The organism is Streptomyces sp. YIM 98790, assembly GCF_011421595.1.
In the GTDB taxonomy this organism is placed as follows: Bacteria; Actinomycetota; Actinomycetes; order Streptomycetales; family Streptomycetaceae; genus Streptomyces.
Genome location: NZ_WTLH01000035.1, coordinates 22275 through 37122 on the forward strand (window position 1 = coordinate 22275; position 14848 = coordinate 37122).

15 protein-coding genes, 3 tRNA genes and 2 pseudogenes are annotated in these 14848 nt (G+C 73.8%); 12 read left to right on the forward strand and 8 right to left on the reverse strand.

The genetic code is table 11. The features are described 5' to 3' along the window. Positions 1–27 precede the first annotated feature (27 nt). Complete coding sequence (locus tag GQS09_RS09025; protein ID WP_165985477.1) at positions 28–504, reverse strand: SRPBCC domain-containing protein; 477 nt, start codon at positions 502–504, stop codon at positions 28–30. 89 nt (positions 505–593) lie between these two features. On the opposite strand from GQS09_RS09025, the gene GQS09_RS30920 reads away from it, so the two are divergent. Together GQS09_RS30920 and GQS09_RS09030 are read left to right on the forward strand one after the other, a co-directional pair. After that, entirely contained in the window at positions 594–863 is a 270-nt protein-coding gene (locus GQS09_RS30920) for a DoxX family protein (protein WP_399552457.1), read from the forward strand. Between the two features lie 11 nt (positions 864–874). Further along, positions 875–1222, forward strand: a complete 348-nt coding sequence (locus tag GQS09_RS09030) for a DoxX family protein (RefSeq protein ID WP_165985478.1) — start codon at positions 875–877, stop codon at positions 1220–1222. 248 nt (positions 1223–1470) lie between these two features. Here the strand turns inward: GQS09_RS09030 and purL are convergent, their stop codons facing one another. Genes purL through purS form a run of 3 tightly spaced genes read right to left on the reverse strand, consistent with a single transcriptional unit; the run spans position 1471 to position 4720 of the window. After that, the gene (purL, locus tag GQS09_RS09035; RefSeq protein ID WP_165985479.1) at positions 1471–3747 is read right to left on the reverse strand and encodes a phosphoribosylformylglycinamidine synthase subunit PurL; all 2277 of its coding nucleotides are present in this window, start codon (positions 3745–3747) and stop codon (positions 1471–1473) included. Beyond that, a complete protein-coding gene (gene purQ / locus GQS09_RS09040) occupies positions 3744–4421 on the reverse strand; it encodes a phosphoribosylformylglycinamidine synthase subunit PurQ (RefSeq protein ID WP_165985480.1) in 678 nt (225 codons plus the stop codon). Before purQ ends, purL begins: the two co-directional genes overlap by 4 nt. After that, positions 4418–4720, reverse strand: coding sequence for a phosphoribosylformylglycinamidine synthase subunit PurS (gene purS, locus GQS09_RS09045; protein WP_165985481.1), 303 nt, complete (start codon positions 4718–4720; stop codon positions 4418–4420). Before purS ends, purQ begins: the two co-directional genes overlap by 4 nt. A gap of 331 nt (positions 4721–5051) precedes the next feature. Between purS and GQS09_RS09050 the strand changes: the two genes are divergently transcribed. The 9 genes from GQS09_RS09050 (at position 5052) to GQS09_RS09090 (ending at position 10727) form a co-directional block, all read left to right on the forward strand. Next, the gene (locus GQS09_RS09050) at positions 5052–5369 is read left to right on the forward strand and encodes an Lsr2 family protein (RefSeq protein WP_165985482.1); all 318 of its coding nucleotides are present in this window, start codon (positions 5052–5054) and stop codon (positions 5367–5369) included. Positions 5370–5573: 204 nt separating this feature from the next. Then, a tRNA-Gly gene (locus tag GQS09_RS09055) sits at positions 5574–5648 on the forward strand. Between the two features lie 75 nt (positions 5649–5723). Continuing rightward, positions 5724–5796: transfer RNA gene (locus GQS09_RS09060), tRNA-Gly, on the forward strand. A 179-nt stretch (positions 5797–5975) separates the two neighbouring features. Beyond that, positions 5976–7016 (forward strand): ABC transporter ATP-binding protein, encoded by a 1041-nt coding sequence (locus tag GQS09_RS09065; RefSeq protein ID WP_165985483.1) that lies wholly within the window; start codon positions 5976–5978, stop codon positions 7014–7016. Then, complete coding sequence (locus GQS09_RS09070; RefSeq protein ID WP_165985484.1) at positions 7013–7822, forward strand: ABC transporter permease; 810 nt, start codon at positions 7013–7015, stop codon at positions 7820–7822. The genes GQS09_RS09065 and GQS09_RS09070 overlap by 4 nt, the downstream gene beginning before the upstream one ends. A gap of 159 nt (positions 7823–7981) precedes the next feature. Next, positions 7982–9286, forward strand: a complete 1305-nt coding sequence (locus GQS09_RS30630; RefSeq protein WP_165985485.1) for a sensor histidine kinase — start codon at positions 7982–7984, stop codon at positions 9284–9286. Further along, complete coding sequence (locus tag GQS09_RS09080; RefSeq protein WP_165985486.1) at positions 9283–9936, forward strand: response regulator transcription factor; 654 nt, start codon at positions 9283–9285, stop codon at positions 9934–9936. Before GQS09_RS30630 ends, GQS09_RS09080 begins: the two co-directional genes overlap by 4 nt. A gap of 51 nt (positions 9937–9987) precedes the next feature. After that, positions 9988–10060: transfer RNA gene (locus GQS09_RS09085), tRNA-Gly, on the forward strand. Positions 10061–10310: 250 nt separating this feature from the next. Then, on the forward strand, positions 10311–10727 hold the full coding sequence (locus GQS09_RS09090) for a VOC family protein (protein ID WP_165985487.1): 417 nt from the start codon (positions 10311–10313) through the stop codon (positions 10725–10727). Between the two features lie 47 nt (positions 10728–10774). Here the strand turns inward: GQS09_RS09090 and GQS09_RS09095 are convergent, their stop codons facing one another. After that, positions 10775–11176: a VOC family protein gene (locus GQS09_RS09095; RefSeq protein ID WP_165985488.1), complete on the reverse strand. Its 402-nt coding sequence runs from the start codon at positions 11174–11176 to the stop codon at positions 10775–10777. A gap of 38 nt (positions 11177–11214) precedes the next feature. Between GQS09_RS09095 and GQS09_RS29270 the strand changes: the two are divergent. Beyond that, positions 11215–11607, forward strand: a pseudogene (locus GQS09_RS29270) (arsenite S-adenosylmethyltransferase); the annotation flags it as partial. A 138-nt stretch (positions 11608–11745) separates the two neighbouring features. Here GQS09_RS29270 and GQS09_RS09105 read toward each other — a convergent pair. From GQS09_RS09105 to GQS09_RS09115, 3 genes and pseudogenes are all read right to left on the reverse strand, one after another. Further along, positions 11746–12684: a phosphoribosylaminoimidazolesuccinocarboxamide synthase gene (locus GQS09_RS09105; protein WP_165985489.1), complete on the reverse strand. Its 939-nt coding sequence runs from the start codon at positions 12682–12684 to the stop codon at positions 11746–11748. 151 nt (positions 12685–12835) lie between these two features. Continuing rightward, positions 12836–14311 (reverse strand): N,N-dimethylformamidase beta subunit family domain-containing protein, encoded by a 1476-nt coding sequence (locus tag GQS09_RS09110; RefSeq protein ID WP_313896062.1) that lies wholly within the window; start codon positions 14309–14311, stop codon positions 12836–12838. 99 nt (positions 14312–14410) lie between these two features. Next, a pseudogene (locus GQS09_RS09115) lies at positions 14411–14848 on the reverse strand (hypothetical protein); the annotation flags it as partial.

Here is a 14848-nt window from a genome sequence, read left to right on the forward strand (position 1 = left end):
CCCGGGCCCCGCCCCCGCAGCTCTCCCTCACCCGCCGTGCGTGGCCCTGAGGCGGTCCAGCGCCGTGGGCCAGACCTGGGCGAACGCCTCGCGGTAGCCGGTGCCGGCCGCGCCGTGCCGCTCCCAGTACCGGTGCCGCACCCGGACCAGGGTGCCGCTGCCGTCCGGGTGCGGGTCGAAGGCCGCCGTGACCTCGGTGGCCTCCTCGGCGCGGGGCACCGGCACCCGGTCCGGTCCGATCTGCCAGCTGAAGACCACACGGCGCGGCGGCTCCCAGACCAGCACCCGCCCCCAGTCCCAGCGCAGCCCGCCGGGCCCGTACTCGTACAGCGCGCCGCCGGTGCGCGGCTCGATGCCGATCCGGTCCAGCCCCTTGGCCCCGGACCAGGAGAACTCCGGTGGCCACCAGCCCTGGAACCCCTCGGTGAACCTCTGGAAGGCCTCCCGCACCCCGGCCGCCAGCCGCACCTCGGCCCGCAGTTCGTCCGTTTTCACGCCATCCATACCGTCCGACCCTAGTCGCCACGCCCCCGCCACGCCCCCGGGACGCCCCCGGGACGCCGCTCAGCCCACGCGGCCTCCCGGCCCGGGACGTGCGGCTCGCCACCGCGCCGAAGCTGTGGCTGCCGCCCCTCGGCGCCGCCGCCGGGACCGGTCTCCTCCTCTACTTCACCGGCGCCTTCCTCACCGTGCTGCGGGCGCGTTGCTACCCGCACCTCGCGGCCCCGCTGCCGTATCTGGCCCCCGTCGCCGGTTCCTGGCGCTGTGGGCCGCCGCCTGAGCACCGCCGCCGCCGTGTCACGTCCGGGGCGGGCCGGCTGTCGGAGAGGCGACCGGCGAGGGCCGGTCCCGTATCCGGGTGAGGAGCGCTCTGGTGTCCACTTCCTACGTCGCCGTCACGATCATCGCCGCCGCCATGGCCTGCTTTTCCGCGGCCGTGGGCTTTCTGGAGGTGTCCTGGGTCGTGCGGAACCTGGACGATTACGGCGTGCCGCGTTCGTGGTGGCCCTGGCTGAGCGTGGCCAAGGCGGCGGGAGCCGCCGGGCTGGTGACCGGGCTGTGGGTGCCCGTCCTCGGCGTCGCGGCCGGTACCGGCCTGGTGCTGTACTACCTCGGCGCGGCCGTCACCGTCGTCCGGGCGGGCCGCTACGCGCACCTCCCGGCCCCGCTGGTCTATCTGGGACCGGCAGCCGGTTCCCTTGCCCTGGGACTGACCGCCTGAGCGGAGGCGGAATCCGTGGCCGGTGGCCCGGGCCGGTGGCTGTGGCTGTGGCCGTGGCCGTGACCGTGACCGTGACCGTGACCGTTCGCCGTCCGCGGGCCGGGCAGGTGAGGGAATGTGACCGGGAAGCCGGCCGCGCGCGAGCGCGCGGACCGGCGGCCTGGGTGACCGCGACGGCCGCCGCGCCCCGGGGCGGGGCGCGGCGGCCGTCGGCGGATGGCGGAGGGTGACGGGCGGCGCCTGTGGTGTCAGGCGTGCCGGGTGTGGCCGAAGAGGGCGGGAAGGGTGCGGGTGTGGGCCTCGCGGAGCTCGGCCAGCGGGAGGGAGAACGCGCCCTGGACATCGATGGTGTCACCGTCGATGACGCCGATGCGGGTGGCGGGCATGCCGCGGGCGTCGCACATGCCGGTGAAGCGGACCTCCTCGCTCCGGGGGACGGCCACGATGGCGCGGCCGGCCGATTCCGAGAAGAGGAACGTGAAGGCGGACAGCCCGTCGGGAACGACGAGGCGCGCGCCCCGGCCGCCCTTGAGGCAGGACTCCACCAGGGCCTGGATCAGGCCGCCGTCCGAGAGGTCGTGGGCGGCGTCGATCATGCCGTCCCGCGAGGCGTTGACCAGGATCTCGGCGAGCAGGCGTTCCCGGTCGAGGTCGACCGCGGGCGGCAGGCCGCCGAGATGGCCGTGGACGACGTCGGTCCAGGCGGAACCGCCGAACTCCTCGCGGGTGTCGCCGAGGAGGTAGATCATCTGGCCCTCCCCGGAGAAGGCCATCGGGGTGCGGCGGGCCACGTCGTCGATGACGCCGAGGACACCGACCACCGGGGTCGGGTGGATGCCGGTATCGCCGGTCTGGTTGTAGAGCGAGACATTGCCGCCGGTGACCGGGGTGCCCAGCGCCTGGCAGGCGTCGGCCAGTCCGCGGCACGCCTCGGCGAACTGCCACATGCCGGCCGGGTCCTCCGGCGAGGGGAAGTTGAGGCAGTCGGTCACCGCCAGCGGGCGGGCCCCGGTGGCGGCGACGTTGCGGTACGCCTCGGCCAGGGCGAGCTGGGCGCCGGCGTACGGGTCGAGCTTGGCGTAGCGGCCGTTGCCGTCCGTGGCCAGGGCGACGCCGAGGCCGGTCTCCTCGTCGATGCGGAGCATGCCGGAGTCCTCCGGCTGGGCCAGCACCGTATTGCCGAGCACGTACCTGTCGTACTGGCTGGTGATCCAGGACTTGTCGGCCTGGTTGGGTGAGGAGACGAGAGAGAGGACCTGCTCGCGCAGTTCGTCGCCGTTCGCCGGGCGGGGCAGGGCGTCCGGGGTGTCGGCCTGGAGGGCGTCCAGCCAGCCGGGCCGGGCCATGGGCCGGTGGTAGACCGGGCCGTCGTGGGCGACGGTGCGCGGCGGGACGTCCACGATCAGCTCGCCGTGCCAGTAGATCTCCAGCCGCTCGCCGTCGGTCACCTCGCCGATGACGGTGGCGGTGACGTCCCACTTCTCGCAGATGGCCAGGAAGCGGTCGACGTTCTCCGGGGCCACCACGGCGCACATGCGCTCCTGGGACTCGCTCATGAGGATTTCCTCGGGCGAGAGGGTGTGGTCGCGCAGCGGCACGGTGGACAGGTCCACCCGCATGCCGCCGGTGCCGTTGGAGGCGAGTTCGCTGGTGGCGCAGGACAGGCCGGCCGCGCCGAGGTCCTGGATGCCGACGACCAGCTTCTCGGCGAAGGCCTCCAGCGTGCACTCGATGAGCAGCTTCTCCTGGAAGGGGTCGCCGACCTGGACGGCGGGGCGCTTGCTGGGCTTGTCGGCGTCGAAGGTCTCGGAGGCGAGGATGGAGGCGCCGCCGATGCCGTCGCCACCCGTCCGGGCGCCGTAGAGGATGACCTTGTTGCCGGTGCCGGACGCCTTGGCCAGATGGATGTCCTCGTGCCGCATCACGCCCACGCAGAGCGCGTTGACCAGCGGGTTGCCCTGGTAGCAGGGGTCGAAGACGACCTCGCCGCCGATGTTGGGCAGGCCCAGGCAGTTGCCGTAGCCGCCGATGCCGGCGACCACGCCGTGCACCACCCGCGCGGTGTCCGGGTGGTCGGCGGCGCCGAAGCGCAGCGGGTCCATCACCGCCACCGGGCGGGCGCCCATGGCGATGATGTCGCGGACGATGCCGCCGATGCCGGTGGCCGCGCCCTGGTAGGGCTCCACGTACGAGGGGTGGTTGTGCGACTCCACCTTGAAGGTGACGGCATAGCCCTGGCCGACGTCGACCACGCCGGCCTGCTCGCCGATGCCGACCAGCAGGGCGTCGGAGGCCGGGGCCTTCTCGCTGAACTGCTTCAGGTGGACCTTGCTCGACTTGTAGGAGCAGTGCTCGGACCACATCACCGAGTACATGGCCAGCTCGGAGCCGGTGGGGCGGCGGCCCAGGATGTCCCGGACCCGCAGGTACTCGTCCTCGGTCATGCCCAGCTCGCGGAACGGCTGCCGGGCGTCGGGCGTGGCGGCGGCGTGCTTGACGGTGTCGAGGGGGGTGCGGGGGCTCATGCGGTGACCAGCTTCTTGAGAACCGAGGTGAAGAATCCGAGGCCGTCCGTGGTGGGGCCGGTCAGGGCCTCGACGGCGTGCTCGGGGTGCGGCATCAGGCCGACGACGTTCCCGGCGGCGTTGGTGACGCCGGCGATGTCCCGGCGTGAGCCGTTGGGGTTGAGGTCCAGGTAGCGGAAGACGACCCGGCCCTCGGCCTCCAGCTCGTCCAGGGTGCGCTCGTCGGCCACATAGCCGCCCTCGCCGTTCTTCAGCGGGACGGTGATCTCCTGGCCCTCGGTGTAGTCGGAGGTCCAGGCGGTGGCGGCGTTCTCCACCCGCAGTTTCTGGTCCCGGCAGATGAAGTGCAGATGGTCGTTGCGGGTGAGCGCGCCCGGCAGCAGGTGCGATTCGCAGAGCACCTGGAAGCCGTTGCAGATGCCGAGCACCGGCATTCCGGCCTTGGCCTGCTCGATGACCGTCTCCATCACCGGAGAGAAACGGGCGATGGCGCCGCAGCGCAGATAGTCGCCGTAGGAGAAACCGCCGGGAAGGATCACGGCGTCCACCTGATGGAGATTTGTGTCACGGTGCCAGAGCGGTACGGCTTCGCCCCCGGCAAGGCGCACCGCCCGTTGTGCGTCCCGGTCGTCGAGAGAACCGGGAAATGTGACGACGCCGATACGGGTGGTCACGGGGCGACTCCCTCGGCCTTCGGCTCCGAAGCGGCTTCGGCGGTGGCTTCCGCGGCGTCCTCGACGCGGACGGTGAAGTTCTCGATCACGGTATTGGCGAGGAAGGTTTCCGCCATCTCGCGGATGCGGGCGAGCACGGTGCCGTCGACCGGGCCCTCCACTTCCAGTTCGAACCGCTTGCCCTGCCGGACGTCGCTGATGCCCTGGTAACCGAGGCGCGGAAGTGCCCGCTGCACCGCCTGGCCCTGGGGGTCGAGGATCTCCGGCTTGAGCATGACGTCGACTACGACGCGAGCCACTGGTACTCCCGGTGGTGTTGGGTGACGCTGCACCGCAAGACTACCGGGCGGAAAAATCTACGCGAGTAGATAGCCATGCGGTCACGTTCCGGTATCGGAGCCGGAAAGCACTGCGCCGAATCGGAAAAGCGCGTAGTGTTCCCGACTGCGGAGGCGCGGGAAGACACTCGGACGGCACACGGCGGGTTTTCCCGTGGCCGGCACGCTTCCCCGCACAATGCCGGGGAGGGTAGAAAGAATAATGACCTGATCCCCAACCAGTGGACCGCGTCGTGCGTCACCCGGCGATGTTCCGCCGGGCGCCGGGCGGTCATCGAAAGGACCGATATCCGTGGCTCAGAAGGTAGTGGTCACGCTCTGGGACGACCTCGATGACGGGGAGGCGTCGGAAACGGTCACCTTCGGGCTCGACGGAAAGTCGTACGAGATTGACCTGAGCGAGAAGAACGCACAGCAGCTCCGGTCCATCTTCGAGCCCTACCTCCAGGCGGCCCGCCGCCAGACCAAGACCGGCAAGGCTTTCCGCCGCACCGCGGTCGCCCCCGACCCCAAGGCCGTGCGGGCCTGGGCCGAGGCCAACGGCATGGATGTGCCGGCCCGCGGCCGGATCCCGCGCAAGGTCTACGAGGCGTTCAACGAGGCGCACTGAGGCGGCCGTTGACGGCCGCCTGCGGCCGTCGGGGGCCACCGGGGCGGGCGCGGGGACGACCGCCGGGGACGACGGCACCGGCTCGGGGACCGGTGCCGGGCCGCCCCGGCTCCGCGACTTGCCACTCCCCCCGGGTGATCGGCTAGAGTCTGGAGCGCGCCGCGGGGCGCACCGGACGGAAGGCCGGGATGTCCCGGGAGGCATGCGGGTGTAGCTCAGTAGCAGAGCGCCCCTTTTCCAAAGGGGAGGCGCAGTGTGCAATTCCTGTCACCCGCTCCATGTCATCGCTTCCGCGATGGCCGTCGCACCGGACAATCCCGCACCGCTGGTGCCGGTCCGTACCGGTGAGGACATGCGGACGTAGCTCAGTTGGTAGAGCGCAACCTTGCCAAGGTTGAGGTCGCCGGTTCGAGCCCGGTCGTCCGCTCCGGAAAGGGGCCCGGTCCGCAAGGACCGGGCCCCTTCTTCCTTCACCTCGGCACCGCCAGGCCCGGCCCCGCCCGTCCGCGGAGCTGACATTTGTCATCCGGGCCGGATGACGGCCGTCACCGCGGCCGGTGACACCGGGCACTACCGGCCGTTCACCGGGCCCGGAAGGATGAGGCCATGAGCGAGCAGGTGATCGAGGTGACCGGGCTCCGCCGTCGGTACGGGGGGCCGGGACCGGACGGCTTCGAGGCCGTCCGGGGGATGGACTTCACGGTGGGGCGCGGCGAGATCTACGCCCTGCTGGGCACCAACGGCGCCGGCAAGACCTCCACGGTGGAGGTGCTGGAGGGCCTGGCCAGGCCCACCGCCGGGCAGGTGCGGGTGCTGGGCATGGACCCGTACCGGCAGCGCGGCAGGGTGCGGCCCAGGATCGGGATCATGCTCCAGGAGGGCGGCTTCCCCTCCGACCTCACGGTGCGGGAGACGGCCCGGATGTGGGCGGGCTGCACCACCGGCGCCCGGCCGGCCGCCGAGGCGCTCGATCTGGTGGCGCTGGGCCATCGGTCCTCGGTACGGGTCAAGCAGCTCTCCGGCGGCGAGCGCCGGCGCCTGGACCTGGCCATGGCGCTGCTGGGCCGTCCCGAGGTGCTGTTCCTGGACGAGCCGACCACCGGGCTGGACCCGGAGGCGCGGCGGCACACCTGGGAGCTGGTGGCCGGGCTGCGGGAGGAGGGCACCACGGTGCTGCTGACCACGCACTATCTGGAAGAGGCCGAGACGCTGGCCGACCGGCTGGCGATCATGCGACAGGGCCGGATCGTACTCACCGGCACCCCCGCCGAGGTGACGGCGGCGGAACCCTCGCGCATCCGGTTCCGGCTGCCGGAGGGGGTGAGCGCGGCCGAACTGCCGCTGCGGCTGCGGGCGGCCGAGGAGGGAGCCGGGGTGGAGATCCGCACCCAGGACCTCCAGGGCGATCTGACCCGGCTGCTGGTGTGGGCCCGGGACGCCGGAGTGCGGCTGACCGGTCTGGACGCGCGCTCCGCCTCCCTGGAGGAGACCTTCCTCCAGGTGGCCGGCGGCGAGGCCGGGCCGCCCGGAACGGACCCGGACGGCACCGGGGCCACCGGGGCCACCGGGGCCACCGGGGGCGGCACGGCCGGCCGGGCGGAACAGACCGGACCGACGGGACCGACGGAACAGGTGAGGGCGGGATGAGCGAGTACAGCACGACCTCGGTGCTGCTCGGGGTGCCGATGCAGAAGGGGGCCGGGGCACGGATGCGCGCCCTGGGCCGGGCCGAGCTGACACTGCTGGTGCGCAATCGCACCGCGCTGGTCACCGCCCTGCTGATGCCGCTGCTGATGGTGGCCGCCGGCTACTCGGTCTCCCAGGACATCGAGGAGGACCTCGCCGAGGGCGGCCTGTCGGTGGGGGTGACGGTGGCCAGCGGCGGGCTGGTCATGGTGCTGCTGCTGGTGGTGTACGGCAATCTCACCGCCGCCTACGCGGCCCGGCGCGAGGAGCGGGTGCTCAAGCGGCTGCGCACCGGCGAGCTCTACGACGCGGAGATCCTGGCGGGGGTGGCGCTGCCCAGCGTGCTGCTGGCCCTGGTGCAGTGCGCCCTGCTGGTCACGGTGACGGCCGTGCTGATGGCGGACTCGGTGCCCGAGCAGCCGCTGCCCCTGGCGCTGGGCGTGCTGCTGGGCTGCGCTCTGATGGCCGTGGCAGCGGCGGCGACCGCCGCCTTCACCCGCAACGCGGAAAGCGCGCAGATCACCGCGATCCCGATGTTCATGGTGTCGGTGGTGCCGAGCTATCTGCCGCTGGAGCTGATGCCGGACGCCCTGGCGAACGTGATGCGGCTGATGCCGCTGACCCCGTCCCTGGAGCTCGTCCGGGGCGGCTGGTCCGGCGGCCTGGACGGGACCGAACTGCTGCGGGCGCTGGGCCTGGCCCTGGTCTGGACGGCGCTGGCGGTGTTTGCTGTACGCCGGTGGTTCCGCTGGGAGCCCCGGCAGTGAGCGGTGCCCGCGGCCCCGGGCGGCCCGCCGTCCCCGGCGGGTGAGCCCGGGGCCCGGGCGTGCCCGGAGCCCAGGCGTGCCCGGAGCCCGGCCCCCGGTCCGGCCCCGGGCCGCGGGCACGGCGGCGCAGAGGAATGGAGCAGGCGAGCGGATGTGCGAGTGAACGAGGAGGCCGTGCCGGCCGCCGCCGGGCGGCGGCGGCCGGAGGCCGTGGTGGCCGCCGGGCGGACGGCGGCGAGCCGGGTGCTCGGCCCGGTGGAGAGGTTCCGCAGGGGCAGCGGGTACACGAAGTTCCACCAGTACAGCCGCTGGGGGCTGTATCTGGTGGCCCCGATGGAGCTGGTCATGATCTGCCTGTGGGCGGTCGGCCGGACGGACAGCAAGCTGCCGGTGTGGGCGGCGGTGCTGCTGGCGGCCCTGTCGGTGCTGCACGCCGGGGCCAATCTGCGGCTGATCCGCACCGGCCTGCGGCACTACCTGGGGCAGGAGCCGTTCCCCCGGCGGCCGCTGAGCGGGTTCCTGGCGGTCACGCTGGGCGCGCTCACGGTGCCCGCGGTGCTGGCCGCGGCCGGCGTCGTGGAGGCGGGGGAAGTGGCCCCGGTGTTCGCCTGGTTCGCCATGTTCTCCGCCTCGGTGACCCTGGTGCTGCCGATGCGGCGGGGGGCGCTGCTGCTCGTGGCGATCACCGGGGCCGCGCTGCTGGCCGGGGCCGCGGCCGGCGTGGACCGGGGCGGGCTGCTGGGCATCCTGATCGGCTGCGCCCTGGGCAATCTCGCCTTCTCCGCCACCTTCCGCCCCACCGCCTGGGGGCTGCGGGTGCTGGAGGAGCTGCACGCCGGGCGGGAGAGCCGGGCCCGGCTGGCGGTGGCCGAGGAACGGCTGCGCTTCGCCCGCGACCTGCACGACGTGCTCGGCCGTAATCTGTCGGTGATCGCGCTCAAGAGCGAGCTGGCCGCGCAGCTGATGCGGCGCGGATCGGAGGCGGCCGTGGACCAGATGGTGGAGGTGCAGCGGATCGCCCGGGAGTCGCAGCAGGACCTGCACGCGGTGGTGCGCGGCTACCGCGAGGCGGATCTGGCCAACGAGCTCGCGGGCGCCCGCGGCGTGCTGGAGGCGGCGGGCATCCGCTGCCGGGTGGAGCACCGGCAGGACCTGACGGAGCTGTCGGTGGCGGTGCGCGCCACGCTGGGCTGGGTGGTCCGGGAGGGCGCCACCAATGTGCTGCGGCACTCGGAGGCCACCAACTGCGCCATCGTGCTGGGCAGCGCGGACGGCCGGGTGCGGCTGACCCTGGAGAACGACGGGGCGCACGGCACCCCGGGCGAGGGACGGCCCGCCGCGGGGTCCGGGCTGCCCGGCCTGCGCGAGCGGCTGACCGCGCTGGGCGGCGCGCTGTCCACGGACCGCACCGGGGACGGCCGGTTCCGGCTCACCGCCGAGGTACCGGCCGGAGCGGGTTCATGACGACGGCGGGGACGAACGACGGCGGCGGCGGGGCCGCGGAGGAGCCGGTGCGCATTCTGCTGGCCGATGACGAGCATCTGATCCGGGGCGCGCTGGCCGCGCTGCTCGGCCTGGAGGACGACCTGGTGGTGGTCGCGGAGGCGGCCACCGGCACCGAGGCGCTGGCCATGGCGCGGGCGCACCGTCCGCAGGTGGCAGTGCTGGACCTGCAGATGCCGGGCGCGGACGGTGTGACGGTGGCCACACGGCTGCGGGCCGAGCAGCCGGACTGCCAGGTGCTGATCGTGACCGGGCACGGGCGGCCGGGGGATCTGAAGCGGGCGCTGGCGGCGGGGGTGCGCGGCTTTGTCCCCAAGACCGTCTCGGCGCAGCGGCTGGCCGAGATCATCCGCACCGTGCATGCCGGAAACCGCTATGTGGACCCGGAGTTGGCGGCCGACGCGATCAGCGTGGGGGACTCGCCGCTGACCGACCGGGAGGCGGAGCTGCTGGAGCTGGCGGCGGACGGGGCGCCGATCGCGGAGATCGCCGAGCGGGCGCGTCTGGCGCCCGGGACGGTGCGGAACTACCTGTCGGCGGCGGCGGCCAAGCTGCACGCGGAGAACCGTCATGCGGCGGTGCGCATCGCCCGGGAGAAAGGTTGGCTATGATGGAGGAGCTTCACGCGGGACGCCACTCGGCGGGCCGCGCGGATCACTCCTGCGGACGTAGCTCAGTTGGTAGAGCGCAACCTTGCCAAGGTTGAGGTCGCCGGTTCGAGCCCGGTCGTCCGCTCGCTTCCGAAGAGGCCCGGTCGGTTTCCGCCGACCNGCTTCCGAAGAGGCCCGGTCGGTTTCCGCCGACCGGGCCTCTTCGCCATTCCCCTCCCTCGCTTCCCTCACTTCCCTCACCTCCTCCCTCTCCTCTCCCTCGCCCGTCGGTTCGTCCGTGCGCCGTGCCGCGCGGCGCGGCGGCGGGGGTGGCCGCCGGTGGCGTAGCAGACTGATGGCCGTCCGTGATGCCGAGGGAAAGGGAAGCGTCCGTCATGGCCGATACGCCGCCGCCTCCGCAGGTGTGGCCCTCGCTGCGGGCCCATGACGCCCAGCGCCTGATCCAGTTCCTGGTGGAGGCCTTCGGCTTCCGCGAAGTGGTGGTCTTCGAGGAGGGGGATCATGTGGCGCACGCCCAGCTCGCCTGGCCGGAGGGCGGCGGCGTGATGCTCGGCTCGGCCCGGGAGGCCGGGCTGGAGGACGAGTGGCCGCTGAAGCCGGGCACCTTCGGCGCCTATGTGGTCACCGACCGGGTGGACGAGGTCTGCGAGCGGGCGCGGGCCGCGGGTGCGCACATCGAGGCCGGGCCCCGGAACACCGACTACGGCAGCCGGGAGTTCATCGCCCGGGACACCGAGGGCAACTACTGGAGCTTCGGCGACTACCGCGGCGCCCCCGTCCCCGGCCGGTGAGCGGGGCCCCCGGCCGGTGAGCGGGCCCGGTCGGCGGCCGCGCGGTGTCAGCCGGTGAGGCCGGCGGCGATCAGGGTGTTGCCCAGCGGGTCGGCGAAGTGCAGGGAGCGGCTGTCCGGGTCCTGGCGCTCGTTCCACACCGGGACCTCGTGCGCCTTGAGGCGGCGGGCGACCGCGTCCAGGTCGTCGGTGTAGAGCACGAGCAGGGGCTGGTCGCCGCACTGACGGCCGATCAGGGCGCGTTCGGCCTCGCCGGTGGCCGGCATCAGCCACAGGCCCACCGGGTGCTGGCCGGGCAGGCCGATGTGCAGATAGCGGTAGCCGCCGGCGGTGCGGTCGTGCAGCACGCGGAATCCCAGGACGTCCCGGTAGAAGGCGAGGGCCGGTTCGGGGTCGTCGACCAGCACGACGGTGCGGCCGATGGCGCTGAAGAGCTGTTCCTCGGTCATGAGGGCACCGTAGTGGCAGGGTCCGACACCGTCCCCGGTCTTTCCGGGTGCTCGCCCCGGGCGGACGGATCGGGATCTCCGACATCGTCGCCGACGACGGCCTGAGCCCGCAGCAGCGGGCCGAGCGCGGCTCCTGCGTCGGCTGCGTCGCCGGGGCGCTGGCCTTCGAGGAGTACCGCAGCGGGCTGGCCGCCGCCGGGTTCACCGGCATCTCGCTCACCCCCACCCACCAGGTGGCCGAGGGCATGCACTCCGTCATCGTCCGCGCCGCCAAGCCCGCCGCGCAGGGCACGGGCGCCGCGGGCCCCGCGCCCGCACACGCCGCGGAGACCGCACGTCCCGCAGAGGTCACGGCGGCCCGGCCGGCCGCGGCCGAGGCCGACGGCGGCGACGGCGGAAGGGACTGCTGCGACTCCACCTGCTGCGCCTGAACGGCAGCGGGCGGTCCGCAGGGGCCGAGGGGCAGGGGGCAGGGAGAAGGGGGAAGGAGGAAGGAGGAAGGAGGCGGGCGGCGCACGGTGCCCGGGGCCGCCCGGTCCCTCGGTCCCCCTCGGTCCCGCTCGGTCCTCTCAGTCCCAGGGCAGGCCGGTGAGGAGCCGGTAGGCCTCGGTGTACCGGTCCCGGGTCTGGGCCACCACGGCCTCCGGCAGCGGCGGCGGGGGCTGGTTGCCGTGCCGGTCCCAGCCGGAGGCCGGGGAGGCCAGCCAGTCGCGGATGTACTGCTTGTCGTACGGCTTCTGGGCCTTGCCCGGCTGCCATTCCTCCAGCCGCCAGAACCGGGACGAGTCCGGGGTCAGCACCTCGTCGGCCAGCACCAGCCGGGGTTCCCCGCCCTCGCCCTCCCCGGCGTCCTGCGGGCCGCCCGTCTCCAGGCCGAACTCGAACTTGGTGTCGGCCAGGATCAGCCCGCGGTCGCGGGCGATGTCCCGGGCCCGGGTGTACAGGGCCAGGGTGGTCTGCCGCAGCAGCGCGGCGGTCTCCGTGCCGACCCGGCGGGCCACCTCCTCGTAGGTGACGTTCTCGTCGTGGTCGCCGATCTCCGCCTTGGTCGCGGGCGTGAAGATCGCGGCGGGCAGCTCCGAGCCGTCCACCAGGCCCTCCGGCAGGGTGACCCCGCACACCGTGCGGTCCTGCCGGTACTCGGCCAGGCCCGAGCCGGTGAGGTAGCCGCGGGCCACGCACTCCACCGGGATCATCCGCAGCGCCCGGCAGACCATCACCCGCCCCTCCCAGTCGGCGGGTGCGCCCGGCGGCACGTCGGTGGAGAGCACATGAGCGGGAACCAGATCGGCGAGCTGCTCGAACCACCACAGCGAGAGCCGGGTGAGGATGCGGCCCTTGTCCGGGATCGCGGTGGGCAGCACCCAGTCGTAGGCCGAGACCCGGTCGCTGGCCACCATCACCAGGTCGCCGTCCGCCGTGCGGTAGAGATCACGCACTTTGCCGGTGTGCACATGCTCCAGTCCGGGGACCTCGACAGGCTCGGGCTTCTCCACAAAACCGGGCACGATGGCTCCTCGCGAGCAGGACGGAACGGATGGAACGGACGGAACAGCAGAAACCGGGCATGCGGACCATGCGCTGCGATGACCCTCCATTCGACCACAGTCACCGCCCGACACGCCGGTCGGGGCGCCCGCACGGCCCCGGCACGGCGCGCTAGTCCCGTTTGCTGATGCGGTCGAAGAGGTTCGCGGTGGCACGCTGGACGCGCGGGTCGGCATGGCCGGCCCGGTCCAGGGCCGGGCACCAGCCGGAGGTGCCGGCCGCGAACACCCAGGCTCCGCCGGCCGCCTGGTACAGCGAGGTCTCCTGGTGGCGCCGCGCCCCCGCCCCGTCCCGGTACGGCGAGTGGGCCAGCAGGATGCGGCTGCGGTACTCGGGAAGCGGGGCGCGCGGGAAGTAGCGGTCGGCCGCGCCGGCCACCAGGCCGGGCAGTTCGTCCCCCTCGGCCGCGCCGGTCGCCTCCCACAGCCAGTGCCCGGCGTTGCGCACCACCAGCGGGTGCGGTTCGGGCACCGGACCGCCGTACTGCACGCCCAGCACCTGCTGCTCGGGCTCGCCCTGCTCCCGCCACATCACCGGGCGGCCGGGGCCGCGCCGTTTGCGGCAGGTGAGCAGCCGGTCGGCGTCCCCGGTCGGCAGCGCGGCCAGTTCCGCCCGCCAGTACATGGTGTGGGCGGAGAGGAAGACCAGCGAGGTGCCCGCGTCCCGGGCCGCCTCCACGGCCCGCCGCATGGCCGGCGACCAGTACAGGTCGGGGCCGGGGAAGACCAGGGCCCGGTGGCGGGCCGGGTCGATCCGGCCGGCGTGCAGATCGCGGGCGGTGGCATAGCCGAGCTCGTATCCGTAGCGCTCGGCCCAGCGGATCACGTCGTGGCAGTGCCCGATGTGCGACGGCAGCCCGTCGCCCGCATAGGGGCGGTCGAAACAGACGGTGACCGCGGCCTCGTCCTCGTCCAGCAGCCGGCCCTGGTCGTCGAAGGCATGGTGCAGGCTGGCCCCGGTGTGCCCGTCGTCGGGGAAGAGGTTGTACGCCTGCCAGGTGATGTCCGGCAGCACCAGCAGCAGGTCGGCCTCCCGGTGGTCCCGCACGGCGAAGGGTATGTACGAGCGGTGGGCGCCGTCCGCGGTGGTGAGCACCGCGGTGTAGGCGCCGGGCGGCCAGTCGGCGGGCACCGGCAGCCGCCAGGAGAGCCACCAGTGGTGGCAGGAGACGGTGCGGTCCACCACCAGCGGATCGGGCTGCCGGGTGCCCCGCAGCACCGGGCCGTCCGCCAGCCGGCGGCTGCCCTCGCCCGCGTAGTGGCCGATCCGGTGGACGGAGACGGTGAACGGGCGCGGCGGGTTGACGGTGATCCGGAAGTCGAGGGTCCCGCCCGGCGCCACGCAGCCGCCCGGTGCGAAGCCCTTGATCTGGCAGTGCACGTCGTCGGCGGGGCGCGGCCCCGGCGGACGCCGGGCCGGGGCCCGGCTCTCGTCCTGGTCATGGGCCCGGGTCGGGGGCGGCGGTGCGCAGGGTGCGGGCGGGCCGGGCCGGCCGCCGGAAACCGGCTGCCGGGCCGGGACCACGGCCGCCCCCTCCTGCCCCGTCGGGCCCTGAACAGGTGGCCGGTTCCGCTCGGTGTCCTCCACCGCCGCTCCCCTTCGTCCCTCCGTGGTGGCCCTGCCTGCCGGGAACAGCAGATCACATACGGCAAGCGCACCGTCACCGCTCGCTGCCGAATGGCCGGATCAGGCCAGGCGGACCAGTGCCTCGGGGCGCACTCCGGCGTCGGCCAGCCAGGCCAGCAGCGGGCCGGAATCGCCGCTGTCCACCAGCGCCTGCACCGGTTCCACCAGATCGGGGCGGCGCTCGCCGTCGGTCAGCAGCACCGGGCCGTCCAGCCAGTCCAGACCGGCCCGGGCGCCGGTGGCCTCGGCGGTGGCCCGGCAGACGGCCGCCGCGATGTGCTCCACCAGCAGTTCCCGGCCGGTACGGAGCGGCTGCGGCGGAAAACTGCGCTCCTCCTCGCCTCCCGCCTCCTCCCGGCCGGACGGGCCGTCCGGGCCGTCCGGGTCGCCGCTGACGGGGCGGGCCCCGGCACGGGCGGTTTCGGCCACCACCCGGGCGGCCAGTGCGTCGGCCGCCTCCGAACCAGCCCGCGGGGCAGCGGAGGCGGCGGCGCCCGG

Excerpts from the sequence above, each read along its gene's own strand:
- GQS09_RS09025 (WP_165985477.1), bottom strand. The coding sequence starts at position 504 with ATGGATGGCGTGAAAACGGACGAACTGCGGGCCGAGGTGCGGCTGGCG.
- purL (WP_165985479.1), bottom strand. The coding sequence starts at position 3,747 with ATGAGCCCCCGCACCCCCCTCGACACCGTCAAGCACGCCGCCGCCACG.
- GQS09_RS09065 (WP_165985483.1), top strand. The coding sequence starts at position 5,976 with ATGAGCGAGCAGGTGATCGAGGTGACCGGGCTCCGCCGTCGGTACGGG.
- GQS09_RS09070 (WP_165985484.1), top strand. The coding sequence starts at position 7,013 with ATGAGCGAGTACAGCACGACCTCGGTGCTGCTCGGGGTGCCGATGCAG.
- GQS09_RS09080 (WP_165985486.1), top strand. The coding sequence starts at position 9,283 with ATGACGACGGCGGGGACGAACGACGGCGGCGGCGGGGCCGCGGAGGAG.
- GQS09_RS09090 (WP_165985487.1), top strand. The coding sequence starts at position 10,311 with ATGGCCGATACGCCGCCGCCTCCGCAGGTGTGGCCCTCGCTGCGGGCC.
- GQS09_RS09095 (WP_165985488.1), bottom strand. The coding sequence starts at position 11,176 with ATGACCGAGGAACAGCTCTTCAGCGCCATCGGCCGCACCGTCGTGCTG.